Below are 15,354 nucleotides of genomic sequence, written 5' to 3'. Positions count from 1 at the left end.
ACCCTCTGGAGCTGTTAGTGTCCTCATTGCCGGTCGCCGTCGTCCTTCCTGAGCTTCTTGCTGCCTTACACCATGCCCCGCAGGTTTTACTTAACGCCCCGACGGGCGCAGGTAAATCCACCTGGCTGCCGCTGCAGATCCTCAAAGAGGGCACTGTCCGCGGGAAAATTATCCTGCTGGAGCCGCGCAGGCTGGCCGCACGGAACGTGGCGCAGCGCCTGGCGGAACTGCTTGGTGAAAAGCCGGGCGAGACGGTGGGTTACCGTATGCGCGCCGAAACCTGCGTTGGCCCGTCCACGCGCCTTGAGGTGGTGACCGAAGGGATCCTGACCCGCATGCTACAAAACGATCCGGAGTTAAACGGCGTCGGACTGGTGATTCTGGATGAATTCCACGAGCGTAGCCTGCAGGCAGATCTGGCACTGGCGCTGTTACTTGATGTTCAGCAAGGGCTACGCGACGACCTCCGGTTGCTTATCATGTCCGCTACGCTGGATAACGAGCGACTGCAGCAGACGTTGCCCGACGCGCCGGTTATCGCCTCCGAAGGCAGAGCATTTCCCGTTGAGCGTCGCTATCAACCATTGCCTGCCCATCAGCGTTTTGACGACGCGGTAGCCATCGCAACCGCCGAATTGCTCCGCCAGGAATCGGGATCGCTATTGCTGTTTTTGCCAGGCGTAGGCGAGATCCAGCGCGTGCAGGACCAACTGGCTTCCCGGGTGGGAAGTGAGGTGCTGCTTTGCCCGCTCTACGGCGCGCTGTCGCTGGCGGATCAGCGTAAAGCAATCCTGCCCGCTCCCGCGGGGCAGCGTAAAGTGGTGCTGGCAACCAATATTGCCGAAACCAGTTTAACCATAGAAGGCATTCGCCTGGTGGTGGACAGTGCGCAGGAGAGGGTGGCGAGCTTTGACGCGCGCACCGGGCTGACTAAACTGCTGACGCAGCGCATAAGCCAGGCGTCGATGGTTCAGCGAGCAGGCCGTGCGGGACGTCTTGAGCCCGGTATCTGCCTGCATTTGACCAGCGCGGAGCAGGCTGAACGCGCTGCACAGCAAAGCACGCCGGAAATTTTACACAGCGATCTGGCGGGGCTGGTGATGGATCTTCTGCAGTGGGGATGCCCGGATCCGGCACAGCTGACCTGGCTTAATCCTCCACCCGCCGCGAACCTTGCTGCTGCCCGGACCTTACTGAACCGCCTGGGGGCGCTTGATGGTGAGCGATTGTCATCCCGCGGGCAAAAAATGGCCGCGCTGGGCAATGACCCTCGCCTGGCGGCGATGCTGGTGGCCGCGCAGGGGGAGGATGAAATTGCTACGGCGGCGAAACTGGCGGCTATTCTTGAGGAGCCACCGCGCGGTGGCAGCAGCGATCTGGCGCAGGCCTTTTCCCGCAATCAGGGGAACTGGCAGCAGCGGGCGCAGCAGCTTTGCCGGCGACTTAACGGCAAAGCCGGGTCGCCAGACAGCGCGGCTATCGCGCCTCTGTTAGCGCAGGCGTTTCCCGACAGGATCGCACGTCGTCGCGGTCTGGACGGGCGATATCAACTGGCCAATGGCATGGGTGCGATGCTGGACAGCGATGACGCCATGACGCGTCACGAATGGCTGATTGCGCCGTTACTGTTACAGGGTAGCCACTCCCCGGACGCGCGTATTTTACAGGCTATCGCGGTGGATATTGACGCCCTGACGCGTGCCTGTCCGCAGTTGGTCCAGCAATCCGATACCGTGGAATGGGATGAGGCTCAGGGCACGCTGAAGGCGTTTCGTCGCAGCCAGACAGGTAAACTGATCCTCGGCACCACGCCGCTGGCAAAACCGTCGGAAGAGGTGCTGCATCTGGCCATGCTGAACGGCATCCGGGACAAAGGGTTAGGGGTGTTGAACTGGACGCCAGAGGCGGAACAGTACCGTATTCGTCTTCACTGTGCCGCACGCTGGCTACCGGAGTATGACTGGCCCGCGGTCGATGATGAGACATTGCTGGCCTCGCTTGAACGCTGGCTGCTGCCGCAAATGCACGGTGTACACTCGCTGCGTGCGCTAAAAGCGCTTGATGTTAAGGTCGCGTTACAGAATTTACTGGACTGGTCATTACGTCAACGTCTGGATAGTGAACTGCCAGGGCATTACACTGTGCCGACCGGAAGCCGGATTGCCATTCGTTATCACGAGGATAATCCTCCGGCGCTGGCGGTACGTATGCAGGAAATGTTTGGAGAGGCCACCACGCCTTCTGTGGCGCAAGGGCGCGTCTCTCTGGTGCTGGAGCTGTTGTCGCCAGCCCATCGCCCGTTACAGATTACCCGCGACCTGGGGGCATTCTGGGCGGGGAGCTACCGTGACGTGCAAAAAGAGATGAAGGGGCGGTATCCCAAACATGTCTGGCCGGACGATCCGGCAAATACGGCACCGACACGACGGACGAAGAAGTATTCGTGACGGGCGTGGCTGGGAACGTGCGGCTTGATGCCCTCACCCGCAGGGTGCGGGAGAAAATACTAAAGACGTTCCTGTCTGGAAGGTCTTGCTGTTTACTTTGAGAGATTTCTTCTTTCACAGGCCAGTGGAAGAAAAGAGAATCGGGCCCTTGCGCCTGAAAGTTGCGGAGAAAAAGCATGGCGGGGAATGACCGCGAGCCAATAGGACGTAAGGGAAAACCAACGCGTCCGGCGAAAGAAAAGGTAAGCCGTCGTCGCCTCAGAGATGAGGACTATGACGATGACTATGAAGACGATTATGAGGATGAAGAACCGATGCCGCGTAAAGGGAAAGGCAAAGGGCGTAAGCCTCGGGGCAAGCGCGGCTGGTTCTGGCTGCTGCTGAAGCTGTTCATTGTATTTGTTGTGCTGATGGCGATTTACGGCGTCTATCTGGATCAGAAGATCCGTAGCCGTATCGACGGAAAAGTCTGGCAACTGCCTGCGGCGGTGTATGGCCGCATGGTGAACCTTGAGCCAGATATGTCCATCAGCAAGAACGAGATGGTGAAACTGCTGGAAGCCACCCAGTATCGTCAGGTGTCGAAAATGACGCGTCCTGGCGAATTTACCGTGCAGGCGAAAAGCATTGAGATGATTCGCCGTCCGTTTGATTTCCCGGACAGCAAAGAGGGTCAGGTGCGTGCGCGTCTGACCTTTGACGGCGATCGTCTGGACACCATCGAGAACATGGATAACAACCGTCAGTTCGGTTTCTTCCGTCTCGATCCGCGTCTGATCACCATGCTCTCGTCGGCGAACGGCGAACAACGTCTGTTCGTTGCCCGTAACGGCTTCCCGGACCTGCTGGTTGATACCCTGCTGGCAACCGAAGACCGTCACTTCTATGAGCATGATGGCATCAGCCTTTACTCAATTGGCCGTGCGGTGCTGGCTAACCTGACCGCCGGACGGACAGTGCAGGGGGCGAGTACGCTGACCCAGCAGCTGGTGAAGAACCTGTTCCTCTCCAGTGAACGCTCTTACTGGCGTAAAGCCAACGAAGCGTACATGGCCGTACTGATGGATGCGCGTTACAGCAAGGATCGTATCCTTGAGCTGTACATGAACGAGGTGTACCTCGGTCAGAGCGGGGATAACGAAATCCGCGGCTTCCCGCTGGCAAGTCTGTACTACTTTGGTCGTCCGGTGGAAGAGCTGAGCCTTGACCAGCAGGCGCTGCTGGTGGGCATGGTGAAAGGGGCGTCCATTTATAACCCGTGGCGTAACCCGAAACTGGCGCTGGAACGTCGTAACCTGGTGCTGCGTCTGCTGCAACAACAGCAGGTGATTGACCAGGAGCTGTACGACATGCTGAGCGCACGACCACTCGGCGTTCAGCCGCGCGGTGGCGTGATCTCGCCTCAGCCTGCGTTTATGCAGCTGGTGCGTCAGGAGCTGCAAAGCAAGCTCGGTGATAAGGTGAAAGATCTCTCCGGCGTGAAGATCTTTACCACCTTCGATTCCGTGGCGCAGGAAGCCGCTGAAAAAGCCGCGGTGGAAGGCATCCCGGCGCTGAAGAAACAGCGTAAGCTGAGCGATCTTGAAACCGCGATGGTGGTGGTTGACCGTAACACCGGTGAAGTTCGCGCCATGGTGGGCGGTGCTGAGCCGCAGTTCGCAGGCTACAACCGTGCAATGCAGGCGCGACGTTCGATTGGTTCACTGGCAAAACCGGCAACCTATCTTACCGCCCTGAGTCAGCCTAACCAGTATCGCCTGAATACCTGGATTGCCGATGCGCCGATTTCCCTGCGCCAGCCTAACGGCCAGGTATGGTCTCCGCAGAACGACGATAAACAGTTCAGCGGCCAGGTCATGCTGGTGGATGCGTTGACCCGCTCGATGAACGTGCCAACGGTGAACCTGGGTATGGCGCTCGGTCTGCCGGCGATTGTCGACACCTGGCAGAAACTGGGTGTGCCGAAAGATCAGCTCCATCCTGTTCCGGCGATGATCCTGGGGGCACTTAACCTGACGCCGATCGAAGTGGCTCAGGCCTTCCAGACCATTGCCAGCGGGGGTAATCGTGCACCGCTCTCTGCTCTGCGTTCGGTGATTGCCGAGGATGGATCCGTGCTGTATCAGAGCTTCCCGCAAGCGGAACGTGCCGTGCCAGCGCAGGCGGCCTATATGACGTTGTGGACGATGCAGCAGGTTGTGCAGCGGGGGACCGGACGTCAACTGGGTGCGAAGTATCCGGGCCTGCATCTGGCAGGTAAAACCGGGACCACCAACAACAATGTGGATACCTGGTTCGCCGGTATCGATGGCCGTGAAGTGGTGATCACCTGGGTAGGCCGCGATAACAACCAGCCAACCAAACTGTACGGTGCAAGCGGGGCGATGTCGATTTACCAACGCTATCTGGCGAATCAGTCTCCGGTACCGCTGAATCTGGTGGCGCCGGAAGATATCGTCGATATGGGCGTGGACGGTTCCGGTAACTTTGTCTGTGGCGGCGGTATGCGTACCTTGCCTGTCTGGACCACCAACCCGGATTCGCTGTGCCAGCAAAGCCAGCCAGAGCAACCGACGGGTAACCCGTTCGAGCAGTCTTCTCAGCCTCAGCAGCAGCCGCAACAACAGCCGCAGCAGCAGAATGAGAAAAAAGACAGCGACGGTGTCGCGGGCTGGATTAAAGATATGTTCGGCGGTAACTAACGCCTCACATCCCCCCGAAAGGGGGGATTTTTTTACCTGTACATTCCATTTCCTTAACCCTCGTTTTCATTCTGATTAACCCTTCGTTTTCTCTTGTTTATTTCTTAAACCCTTAATTCTCGTAGGGCCGCTTACTGCTTGCTATGCAGCCAGCGTTTCGCATATTATTCTGCGGTCATAATAATAATTCTCGTTTACGTTATCATTCACTTTTCCATCAGAGATAAACATGGCGCTTTCCAATACTGCTCAGCCAATTCACACGTCGCTGCGAAAAATCGCGGTCGTCGTAGCCACAGCGGTTGCCGGCATGTCTACGTATGCACATGCGGCTGAAACCCAGAAAAAAGAAGAAACCATCACCGTCACTGCCGCGCCTGCCGCCCAGGAAAGTCCGTGGGGGCCTGCGCCAACGATCGCAGCAAAACGCACGGCAACGGCGACCAAAACCGATACCGCGATTGAAAAGACCCCGCAGTCTATTTCCGTGGTAACGCGTGATGAAATGGAACGCCGCCAGCCAGCGACCGTAAAAGAGGCGCTGGGCTATACGCCGAGCGTGTTTGCGACCCGCGGCAGCTCCACCACCTATGATGTGGTCTCAATTCGTGGTTTTACCGCGCCTTCGACGGTAAACACCAACCAGTATCTCGATGGCATGAAGCTGATGGGGAATAACTACTCCGAAGCTTCCATGGATCCGTACTTCCTTGAGCGCGTAGAAGTGATGCGCGGACCTACGTCTGTGCTCTACGGCAACAGCAATCCCGGCGGTATCGTCAGTATGGTGAGCAAACGCCCACTGACCGAGCCGCTGAAAGAAGTCCAGTTTAAAATGGGGACCAATAACCTGTGGCAAACGGGCTTCGATTTCAGTGATGCAATCGATGAAGATGGCGTGTGGTCGTACCGCCTGACCGGTCTTGGCAGTAGTCAGAACGCACAGCAGGAGATGTCAAAATCAACCCGCTACGCGATTGCGCCCTCCTTTAGCTGGCGTCCGGATGACAAAACCGATTTCACCTTCCTGAGCAATTTCCAGAACGATCCGGAAGCGGGCTACTACGGCTGGTTGCCACGGGAAGGGACCGTGGTGCCATACCGTGACGCAAACGGCAATGAGCATAAGATCCCAACCGATTTCAACGAAGGTGAAGCGGATAATAAGATGGCTCGTCGCCAGCAGTTGATTGGTTACAGCTTCTCGCATCAGTTTGATGACACGTTCACCGTGCGTCAGAATCTGCGTTACGCAAAAGTGCATACGCTCTACCGCTCTGTTTACGGCAATGGCTACGCTGAGCCTGGCAAGATTAACCGCGCTTATGTGCGTTCAGATGAAGATCTGAATATGTTTACCGTGGATACTCAGCTGCAGTCGACATTCGCGACGGGCGCCGTAGACCACACGCTGCTGACGGGCGTTGATTACTCGCGTATGCGTAATGATATCAATGCGCTGTACGGTTCCGCCGACCCGATTGATATCCAGAACCCGGATTACGGCAACGCGAACATCAACACCAACCTGCCATGGTCTAACTATTCCGTCGTTAACCGTAATGAACAGACCGGGCTCTATGCTCAGGATCAGGCGGAGTGGGATAAGTGGGTGCTGACGCTGGGCGGACGCTACGACTACGTGATGGCCTCAACGCTGACGCGCGGTACGGCCGATTCGCTGGCTGAAAACCACGACCAGGCTTTCACCTGGCGCGGGGGAATTAACTATCTCTTTGATAACGGTATTTCACCTTACTTCAGCTACAGCGAGTCGTTTGAGCCGGTATCGGGCGCCGATCGTAACGGCACACCGTTCGACCCTTCCCGCGGTAAGCAGTATGAAACGGGTGTGAAATACGCGCCGAAAGACCTGCCGGTTGTGGTCACCGCGTCGCTGTTCCAGCTGACGAAGGATAAAAACCTGACGGCGGATCCGAATGATCCAACGAATACTCACAGTATCCAGACCGGTGAGATCCGTTCTCGCGGTTTCGAACTGGAAGCGAAAGCAGCGGTTAACGCCAATATCAACGTGACCGCGGCGTACAGCTTTATTGATGCTGAGTACACCCATGACAGCACCTTTGAAGGTAAACGTCCGGCGGAAGTGCCGCGTAATCAGGCGTCATTGTGGGCAGATTACACCTTCACCGACACGGCCTTAAGCGGCCTGACGATTGGTGCCGGTACCCGTTACATCGGTAACACGGTGAGCTACTACTCAAGCGGCGACAAAAAAGATCAGCCGTTTAACGTCGCGAGCTACACCCTTGCCGATGCGATGGTGAAATACGATCTGGCCCGTCTGGGTCTGCCGGGGTCATCTGTGGCGGTGAACGTGAATAACCTGTTCGATCGGGAATATGTCTCCAGCTGCTACAAGGATTATGCATGCTACTGGGGTGCTGAACGTCAGGTTGTCGCCACCGCGACCTTCCGCTTCTAATCTCTCTTCGGGCACGGTTCGCCGTGCCCTTTTTATTTAAGTTGGCCGATATGCAGGATAATCAAACGCAATCCGACACCACCTTCACGCTCAATAATCTCTCCTTTCGCGTGCCCGGACGCACCCTGCTGCATCCGCTCTCTTTGACCTTCCCTGCAGGTAAAGTGACAGGCCTGATTGGTCACAACGGCTCTGGTAAATCAACGCTGCTCAAAATGCTTGGCCGCCATCAGCCGCCGTCAGAAGGCGATATCCTGCTGGACGGTCAGCCGCTGGAGAGCTGGAGCAGTAAAGCCTTTGCCCGCAAAGTGGCGTATCTGCCGCAGCAGTTGCCGCAGGCGGAGGGGATGACCGTGCGTGAACTGGTGGCGATTGGACGTTATCCGTGGCACGGCGCGCTTGGCCGTTTCGGCGTGGCCGACAGAGAGAAAGTGGAAGAGGCGATTGCGCTGGTGGGGCTAAAACCGCTGGCCCACCGTCTGGTAGACAGCCTGTCAGGAGGGGAGCGTCAGCGCGCGTGGATAGCAATGCTGGTGGCCCAGGACAGCCGCTGCCTGCTGCTCGACGAACCGACCTCTGCGCTGGACATTGCCCATCAGGTCGACGTGCTTGCGCTGGTGCATCGTTTAAGCCAGCAGCGCGGTCTGACGGTTATCGCGGTCCTGCATGATATCAACATGGCCGCGCGTTACTGCGATTACCTCGTTGCCCTGCGCGGTGGTGAAATGATCGCCCAGGGGACGCCGTCTGAACTGATGCGCAGTGAAACGCTGGAACACATTTACGGTATTCCAATGGGGATTTTGCCTCACCCTGCCGGGGCTGCACCGGTGAGCTTTGTGTACTGATGCTGGATTCTATGTTGATGAGTCGCCGTCGTCTGCTGACGGCAATGGCGCTTTCACCGCTGCTGTTAAAAATGAATACCGCGCGTGCGGCTGCGGTCGATCCACACCGCATTGTGGCGCTGGAATGGTTGCCGGTAGAGCTGATGATGGCGCTGGGCGTTACGCCCTATGGTGTGGCGGATATTCCCAACTACAGGCTGTGGGTGAATGAGCCGAGGCTACCGGACTCGGTAATCGACATCGGCCTGCGCACCGAGCCAAACCTCGAACTGCTCACCCAGATGAAGCCGTCATTCCTGTTCTGGTCTGCAGGTTACGGCCCGTCAGAAGAGACAATGGCACGGATTGCGCCCGGCCGTGGTTTCTCCTTCAGCGACGGTAAAAATCCGCTGGCGATGGCGAAAAACTCCCTCCACGAGATGGCACTGTTCCTTAACCGTGAGGTTGAGGCCAAAAAACATCTCGACGATTTTGATGCCCTGATTAACGCCCTGAAGCCGCGTTTTGCTCACCGGGGCGATCGCCCGCTGCTGATGGTGACGCTGCTGGATGCCCGCCATATGCTGGTCTTTGGGAAAAACTGCCTGTTCCAGGACGTGCTCGACAGTTTTGGTATTCGTAATGCCTGGGAAGGGGAGATGACCTTCTGGGGCAGCACCGCCGTGGGGATTGACCGTCTTGCGGCATTTCGCGATGTCGATGTGTTGTGCTTTGACCACGGCAACGAGCGGGAGATGCAAACCCTGATGGCGACGCCGCTCTGGCAGGCGATGCCGTTTGTGCGTGAAAAACGGTTCCTGCGCGCACCTGCGGTATGGTTCTACGGCGCGACGCTTTCTGCCATGCACTTTGCCCGCGTGCTGGACAACGCGCTGGGAGGCCAGGCATGAGTAAGCGTATTGCCCGTTTCCCGGCACTGTTACTTTGCCTCATTTTCCTGTGCGCGCTGGCATTGACCTGGTTCAATCTGTCGACGGCCTTACCGCGCGACCAGTGGCGTGCGGCGCTGGTGACGCCAGATATCGATAATATTCAGCAAATGCTGTTCCACTACAGTCTGTTGCCGCGCCTTTCGATTTCGCTGCTGGTCGGTGCGGGATTAGGGCTGGTGGGCGTTTTATTCCAGCAGGTACTGCGTAACCCTCTGGCCGAGCCGACGACGCTTGGCGTGGCGACCGGGGCACAGCTTGGGATCACGATTACCACACTCTGGGCGTTGCCTGGGGCATTGACCTCGCAGTTTGCTGCCCTCGCCGGTGCGTGTGTGGTGGGCGCGCTGGTATTCGGCGTCGCCTGGGGCAAACGTCTCTCCCCCGTCACGCTTATTCTTGCGGGGCTGGTGGTAAGCCTGTACTGCGGCGCGATTAATCAGCTGCTGGTGCTGTTCCATCACGATCAGCTGCAGAGCATGTTCCTCTGGAGCACCGGTACGCTCACCCAGACCGACTGGAGCGTCGTGCAGCGTCTGTGGCCGCAGCTCGTCGGTGGCGTCGTGTTGACGCTGCTGCTCTTGCGCCCGCTGACGTTGATGGGTCTTGACGATGGCGTGGCGCGTAATCTGGGGCTGGCGCTGTCGCTGGCCCGTCTGGGGGCGCTGACGCTGGCAATTGTGCTCAGTGCCCTGCTGGTTAATGCGGTAGGCATCATCGGGTTTATCGGACTGTTTGCGCCGCTGCTGGCAAAAATGCTCGGTGCGCGCCGCCTGCTGGCGCGCCTGATGTTAGCCCCGCTGATTGGCGCGTTGATCCTCTGGCTTTCCGATCAAATCATTCTCTGGCTGGCACGCGTCTGGATGGAAGTGTCTACCGGTTCGATGACGGCGCTTATCGGTGCACCGCTGCTGCTGTGGCTGCTGCCGCGTCTGCGCAGTATCAGCGCGCCAGCGATGGATGCTGGCGATAAGGTCTATGCTGAGCGCCAGTCAGTGCTGGGGTTCAGCCTTGCCGGGCTGGCAGTGCTGATTGTTATCTCATTTGCCGCGCTCGCTTTCGGACGCGATGCGGTGGGCTGGCACTGGGCGTCTGGGGATCTGCTCAACGAACTCATGCAGTGGCGCTGGCCGCGCATTCTTTCGGCGTTAATCGCCGGGGTCATGCTGGCGGTGGCGGGCTGTATTATCCAGCGTCTGACCGGTAATCCGATGGCCAGCCCGGAGGTTCTGGGTATCAGTTCTGGTGCCGCCTTTGGCGTGGTCCTGATGCTGTTCCTGGTGCCGGGAAATGCCTTCGGCTGGTTGATGCCTGCCGGGAGCGTTGGCGCGGCGGTGACGCTGCTGATCATCCTCATTGCCTCCGGGCGTGGTGGGTTTTCCCCTCACCGGATGCTGCTTGCCGGGATGGCGCTCAGCACGGCATTTACCATGCTGCTGATGATGCTGCAGGCGAGTGGCGATCCGCGTATGGCCAAGATCCTGACCTGGATCTCCGGTTCAACGTACAGCGCCACCGGCAGCCAGGTCGTGCATTCCGGGATTGCAATGATCGTATTGCTGGCGATGGTGCCGCTGTGTCGTCGCTGGATGACCATTCTGCCGCTGGGCGGCGAGACCGCGCGTGCGGTGGGGATGGCCCTGACGCCGTCCCGTATCGGGTTACTGCTGCTGGCCGCATGCCTCACGGCAACGGCCACCATGACCATCGGCCCGCTGAGCTTTGTCGGCTTAATGGCGCCGCACATTGCCAGAATGATGGGCTTTCGTCGCACGATGCCGCACATTGTGATGTCGGCGCTGACGGGGGGCGTAATACTGGTGGTGGCTGACTGGCTGGGGCGGATGGTGTTGTTCCCGTACCAGATACCTGCCGGGTTGCTGTCGACGTTTATCGGGGCGCCGTACTTTATCTATTTGTTGAGAAAGCAAAGCAGGTAGAAGGGCGGTGGGGTATTGCCCTCTCCCGATGGAGAGGGCAGCAGTTCGTTTCTGTCTTACAACTTCGCAAAGACCCGGCGCGCAGCATCGATAGTCTTATTGATATCGTCTTCGCTGTGCGCGACGGACATAAAGCCTGCTTCAAACGCGGATGGTGCCAGGTAGACGCCTTCTTCCAGCATCAGATGGAAGAAGCGCTTGAAGCGTTCAACGTCACACTTCACCACATCCTGATAGCAGGTCACGGTTTTCGCATCGGTGAAGAAAATCCCGAACATCCCACCAACGTGGTTTACCACCAGAGGAATACCGGTTTCTTGCGCGGCCTCCAGCAGGCCGTTGGCCAGTTGAGTTGTCAGGTCGGTCAGGGTTTCGTGAATACCCGGCTGCGCGACTTCGGTCAGACAGGCGAAACCTGCGGCCATCGCAATCGGGTTGCCGGAAAGGGTTCCCGCCTGGTAGACCGGGCCAGTCGGCGCCAGCGCTTCCATCACCTCTTTACGTCCCCCGAATGCACCGACAGGCATGCCGCCGCCGATGATTTTGCCAAGGCACGTCAGGTCCGGCTCTACGTCGTAGTAAGACTGTGCACCCGCCAGCGCGACGCGGAAGCCGGTCATCACTTCGTCGATGATCAGCAGAGCGCCAAACTCATCGCACAGGGCGCGCAGACCCGGCAGGAACTCCGGCTGCGGTGGAATGCAGTTCATGTTGCCTGCGACAGGTTCAACGATGATACAGGCAATCTCCTGCGGATACTGCTCGAAGGCTGCCCGAACGGTGTTCAGATCGTTATAGGTGCAGGTCAGGGTATGCTTCGCAAAGTCAGCCGGTACGCCCGGTGAGTTCGGCTGACCGAGGGTCAGCGCGCCGGAGCCGGCTTTTACCAGCAGGCAGTCCGCATGACCGTGGTAGCAGCCTTCAAATTTGATGATCTTGTCACGGCCGGTAAAACCACGTGCCAGGCGGATCGCGCTCATGGTGGCCTCGGTACCGGAGTTCACCATACGCACCATGTCCATTGTCGGGACCAGTTCGGTGACCAGTTCCGCCATTTTCACTTCCATCTCGGTTGGCGCGCCGAAGCTCAGGCCGCGCTGGGCGGCTTCGATCACCGCATTGCGGATAGCAGGATGGTTGTGACCCAGCACCATCGGACCCCAGGAGCCGACATAATCGATATAGGCTTTGCCATCGACATCATACAGATACGCGCCGTCAGCACGTTCGATAAACAGCGGCGTACCGCCTACGCCGGTAAAGGCGCGAACAGGCGAATTCACGCCACCTGGGATAAGCTCGCGGGCTGCACTGTAGAGGTTTTCAGACTTGCTCATGGCGTCGTTCCTGGTTCGTATAAAATGATTAAGCACACTATTCTAAGTGATCCTCGGAAGGTAATGAAATTTTTGCCCCCTTTCATGCCTAAACAATTGTTAAGTATTTTTCACGGGATGATATTACGCACTCTGGTAAAATCCCTGCGGTTATTTGTATGACGAAAAGAAACGGTAATGAAAGCAGACACTCATTCTTATACTGAACAGCAGTTCAGACGTGCGCAGCACCGTATCAGCATCCGGCGCTTGCTTAATCGTGATAAAACGCCGCTGGCTATCCTGCTGGCTGCTGCCGTGGTCGGCGCAGTTGCCGGGCTGGTGGGTATCGCCTTCGAAAAAGCGGTTAACGCGATAATGAACTGGCGAATTGGAACCGTGGCGGGTTTTGCCTATAGCGGTGGATGGGTATGGGTGTGGGCCTTTGGCTTATCAGCGCTGTTCGCCATGGTGGGCTATTTCCTGGTTCGTAAATTTGCGCCGGAAGCGGGCGGTTCCGGGATCCCTGAAATAGAAGGCGCGCTGGAAGAGCTGAGGCCGGTTCGCTGGTGGCGCGTCATCCCGGTAAAATTTATCGGTGGCATGGGAACGCTCGGTGCAGGCATGGTGCTCGGGCGCGAAGGGCCAACGGTGCAGCTGGGCGGAAACGTTGGGCGCATGGTCGGCGATCTGTTTCGCATGCGCAGCGCGGAGGCGCGACATACGCTGCTGGCAACGGGGGCGGCGGCCGGCCTTTCGGCGGCGTTCAACGCACCGCTGGCGGGGATCCTGTTCATTATTGAAGAGATGCGGGCACAGTTTCGCTACAACCTTATCTCGATAAAAGCGGTATTCACCGGCGTCATTATGTCGAGCATTGTCTTTCGCATTTTTAATGGCGAAGGGGCGGTGATTGAGGTGGGGAAACTGACCAATGCGCCAGTGAATACGCTGTGGCTGTACCTGATCCTCGGCATGATTTTTGGCGTGGTCGGCCCGCTGTTTAACACGCTTATCTTACGCGCTCAGGATATGTTCCAGCGCATTCACGGTGGGAATACCACCCGCTGGGTATTGATCGGCGGACTGCTGGGCGGCGGCTGCGGCGTGCTCGGCTTCATTGAGCCCAATGCCGCAGGCGGTGGCTTCGGGCTGATACCGATTGCCGCGGCGGGTAATTTCAGCATTGGTCTGTTGCTGTTCATGTTTATTTCGCGGGTGATTACCACCGTATTGTGCTTCTCCTCCGGTGCGCCTGGCGGTATTTTTGCCCCGATGCTGGCGCTGGGTACGCTTCTGGGAACCGCGTTTGGCATGGTCGCTGCTGCCGGATTCCCGGCCTATCATCTGGACGCCGGGACCTTTGCTATTGCCGGAATGGGCGCGCTGCTGGCGGCGTCCCTGCGTGCGCCGTTGACCGGCATCGTGCTGGTTCTGGAGATGACGGATAATTACCAGCTCATTTTGCCAATGATCATTACCTGTCTCGGCGCGACACTATTAGCCCAATTCCTGGGTGGAAAACCGCTATACTCCACCATTCTTGCTCGTACCCTGGCAAAACAAGAGGCCGAGCGGGCCCCGACGCAGAATACTTGAATGAATTACCAGGGTATTAGATAATGACATAAAGAATTGGGTGAATTTTACCCAATAGCAGTAGCAGTATTCATGGGAGCATAAGATGAGTGATGACGTAGCGTTGCCGCTGGAATTTACCGAAGCAGCAGCCAACAAAGTGAAAACCCTGATTGCCGACGAGGACAATCCGGATCTGAAACTGCGTGTCTATATTACCGGTGGCGGCTGCAGCGGCTTCCAGTATGGTTTTACCTTTGACGATCAGGTCAACGACGGCGATATGACTATCGAGAAGCAGGGCGTTGCGCTGGTGGTTGACCCGATGAGCCTGCAGTACCTGGTGGGTGGTTCGGTGGATTACACTGAAGGCCTGGAAGGTTCGCGCTTCGTTGTGACTAACCCGAACGCGACAAGTACCTGTGGATGTGGCTCTTCGTTCAGCATCTGACAGGGATGCAGTCGTAAGCCCGGTAAGCGTAGCGCCACCGGGCTTATAAACAACGCTTATCGTGCATTATCATCCAGCGCAAACGTCGGCAGCTTCAGATGCCAGCGTATCGCCGCTAACCGTATCCCCAGCGTGACCACCATACCCAGCATGGCTGCATTTTCTAGCGGCATCGCAAAGGTGTAATACGCCGTCGCGTGAACAATCCCACCAATAATACACGCCGTGGCATAGATTTCGGTACGCAGGATCATGGGAACTTCACGCGCCAGAATGTCGCGAATAATCCCGCCGCCGACCCCGGTTAACACGCCCATGCAGATGGCCACCATCGGGCCCGTTCCCGCATTGAAGGCTTTATTGACCCCGATGCCCACAAAGACGGCCAGACCGACGGCATCCAGCACCGGGAGTATCCATTTCGGTAACCGGCGGGGTTGGCGAACCAATACGATGGTCAACAGACAGGTGACCATCGCCACCACCAGATCGGTTGGATCTTTTACCCAAAATACCGGGCCATTCGCCAGGGCCATATCACGGATTGTCCCGCCACCCACGGCGGTGACCACGCCCAGCACCAGTACGCCAAACGGATCCATGCGCAGTTTTCCGGCGAGTAAAACGCCGGAGATAGCAAAAACGGCTGTGCCAAGAATATCCAGCCAATAAACGAGCATCGTTAAATCCTCGA

10 protein-coding genes are annotated in these 15,354 nt (G+C 57.8%); 8 read left to right on the top strand and 2 right to left on the bottom strand.

Annotated features, from left to right (window positions below; genetic code table 11):
• Positions 1 to 17 precede the first annotated feature (17 nt).
• From hrpB to fhuB, 6 genes are all read left to right on the top strand, one after another.
• Positions 18 to 2,447, top strand: a complete 2,430-nt coding sequence (gene hrpB, locus QMG44_RS12395) for an ATP-dependent helicase HrpB (RefSeq protein ID WP_086533244.1) — start codon at positions 18 to 20, stop codon at positions 2,445 to 2,447.
• Between the two features lie 176 nt (positions 2,448 to 2,623).
• Positions 2,624 to 5,149, top strand: coding sequence for a bifunctional glycosyl transferase/transpeptidase (gene mrcB, locus QMG44_RS12390; RefSeq protein ID WP_025205202.1), 2,526 nt, complete (start codon positions 2,624 to 2,626; stop codon positions 5,147 to 5,149).
• A gap of 229 nt (positions 5,150 to 5,378) precedes the next feature.
• Positions 5,379 to 7,598, top strand: coding sequence for a ferrichrome porin FhuA (gene fhuA / locus QMG44_RS12385; protein WP_014168684.1), 2,220 nt, complete (start codon positions 5,379 to 5,381; stop codon positions 7,596 to 7,598).
• A gap of 50 nt (positions 7,599 to 7,648) precedes the next feature.
• Positions 7,649 to 8,446, top strand: coding sequence for a Fe3+-hydroxamate ABC transporter ATP-binding protein FhuC (fhuC, locus tag QMG44_RS12380; protein WP_020882606.1), 798 nt, complete (start codon positions 7,649 to 7,651; stop codon positions 8,444 to 8,446).
• Positions 8,446 to 9,336, top strand: coding sequence for a Fe(3+)-hydroxamate ABC transporter substrate-binding protein FhuD (gene fhuD, locus QMG44_RS12375; RefSeq protein WP_014168686.1), 891 nt, complete (start codon positions 8,446 to 8,448; stop codon positions 9,334 to 9,336). Before fhuC ends, fhuD begins: the two co-directional genes overlap by 1 nt.
• A complete protein-coding gene (gene fhuB, locus QMG44_RS12370; protein ID WP_086533245.1) occupies positions 9,333 to 11,315 on the top strand; it encodes a Fe(3+)-hydroxamate ABC transporter permease FhuB in 1,983 nt (660 codons plus the stop codon). The genes fhuD and fhuB overlap by 4 nt, the downstream gene beginning before the upstream one ends.
• 56 nt (positions 11,316 to 11,371) lie before the next feature.
• On the opposite strand, the gene hemL is transcribed toward fhuB, so the two are convergent.
• On the bottom strand, positions 11,372 to 12,652 hold the full coding sequence (gene hemL / locus QMG44_RS12365) for a glutamate-1-semialdehyde 2,1-aminomutase (protein ID WP_032681635.1): 1,281 nt from the start codon (positions 12,650 to 12,652) through the stop codon (positions 11,372 to 11,374).
• 177 nt (positions 12,653 to 12,829) lie between these two features.
• Between hemL and clcA the strand changes: the two genes are divergently transcribed.
• Positions 12,830 to 14,230, top strand: coding sequence for a H(+)/Cl(-) exchange transporter ClcA (gene clcA, locus QMG44_RS12360; protein WP_020882610.1), 1,401 nt, complete (start codon positions 12,830 to 12,832; stop codon positions 14,228 to 14,230).
• A gap of 85 nt (positions 14,231 to 14,315) precedes the next feature.
• On the top strand, positions 14,316 to 14,660 hold the full coding sequence (gene erpA / locus QMG44_RS12355; RefSeq protein WP_013095643.1) for an iron-sulfur cluster insertion protein ErpA: 345 nt from the start codon (positions 14,316 to 14,318) through the stop codon (positions 14,658 to 14,660).
• 56 nt (positions 14,661 to 14,716) lie between these two features.
• Here erpA and QMG44_RS12350 read toward each other — a convergent pair whose 3' ends face one another.
• Complete coding sequence (locus tag QMG44_RS12350) at positions 14,717 to 15,340, bottom strand: TRIC cation channel family protein (protein ID WP_014168690.1); 624 nt, start codon at positions 15,338 to 15,340, stop codon at positions 14,717 to 14,719.
• Between the last annotated feature and the right edge of the window lie 14 nt (positions 15,341 to 15,354).

Origin of the sequence: Enterobacter sp. 200527-13 (assembly GCF_027924865.1) — a bacterium.
Taxonomy (GTDB): Bacteria; Pseudomonadota; Gammaproteobacteria; order Enterobacterales; family Enterobacteriaceae; genus Enterobacter; species Enterobacter ludwigii.
Note: the sequence above shows the minus strand (reverse complement) of the source record. Positions and strands in the feature narration are given on the sequence as shown.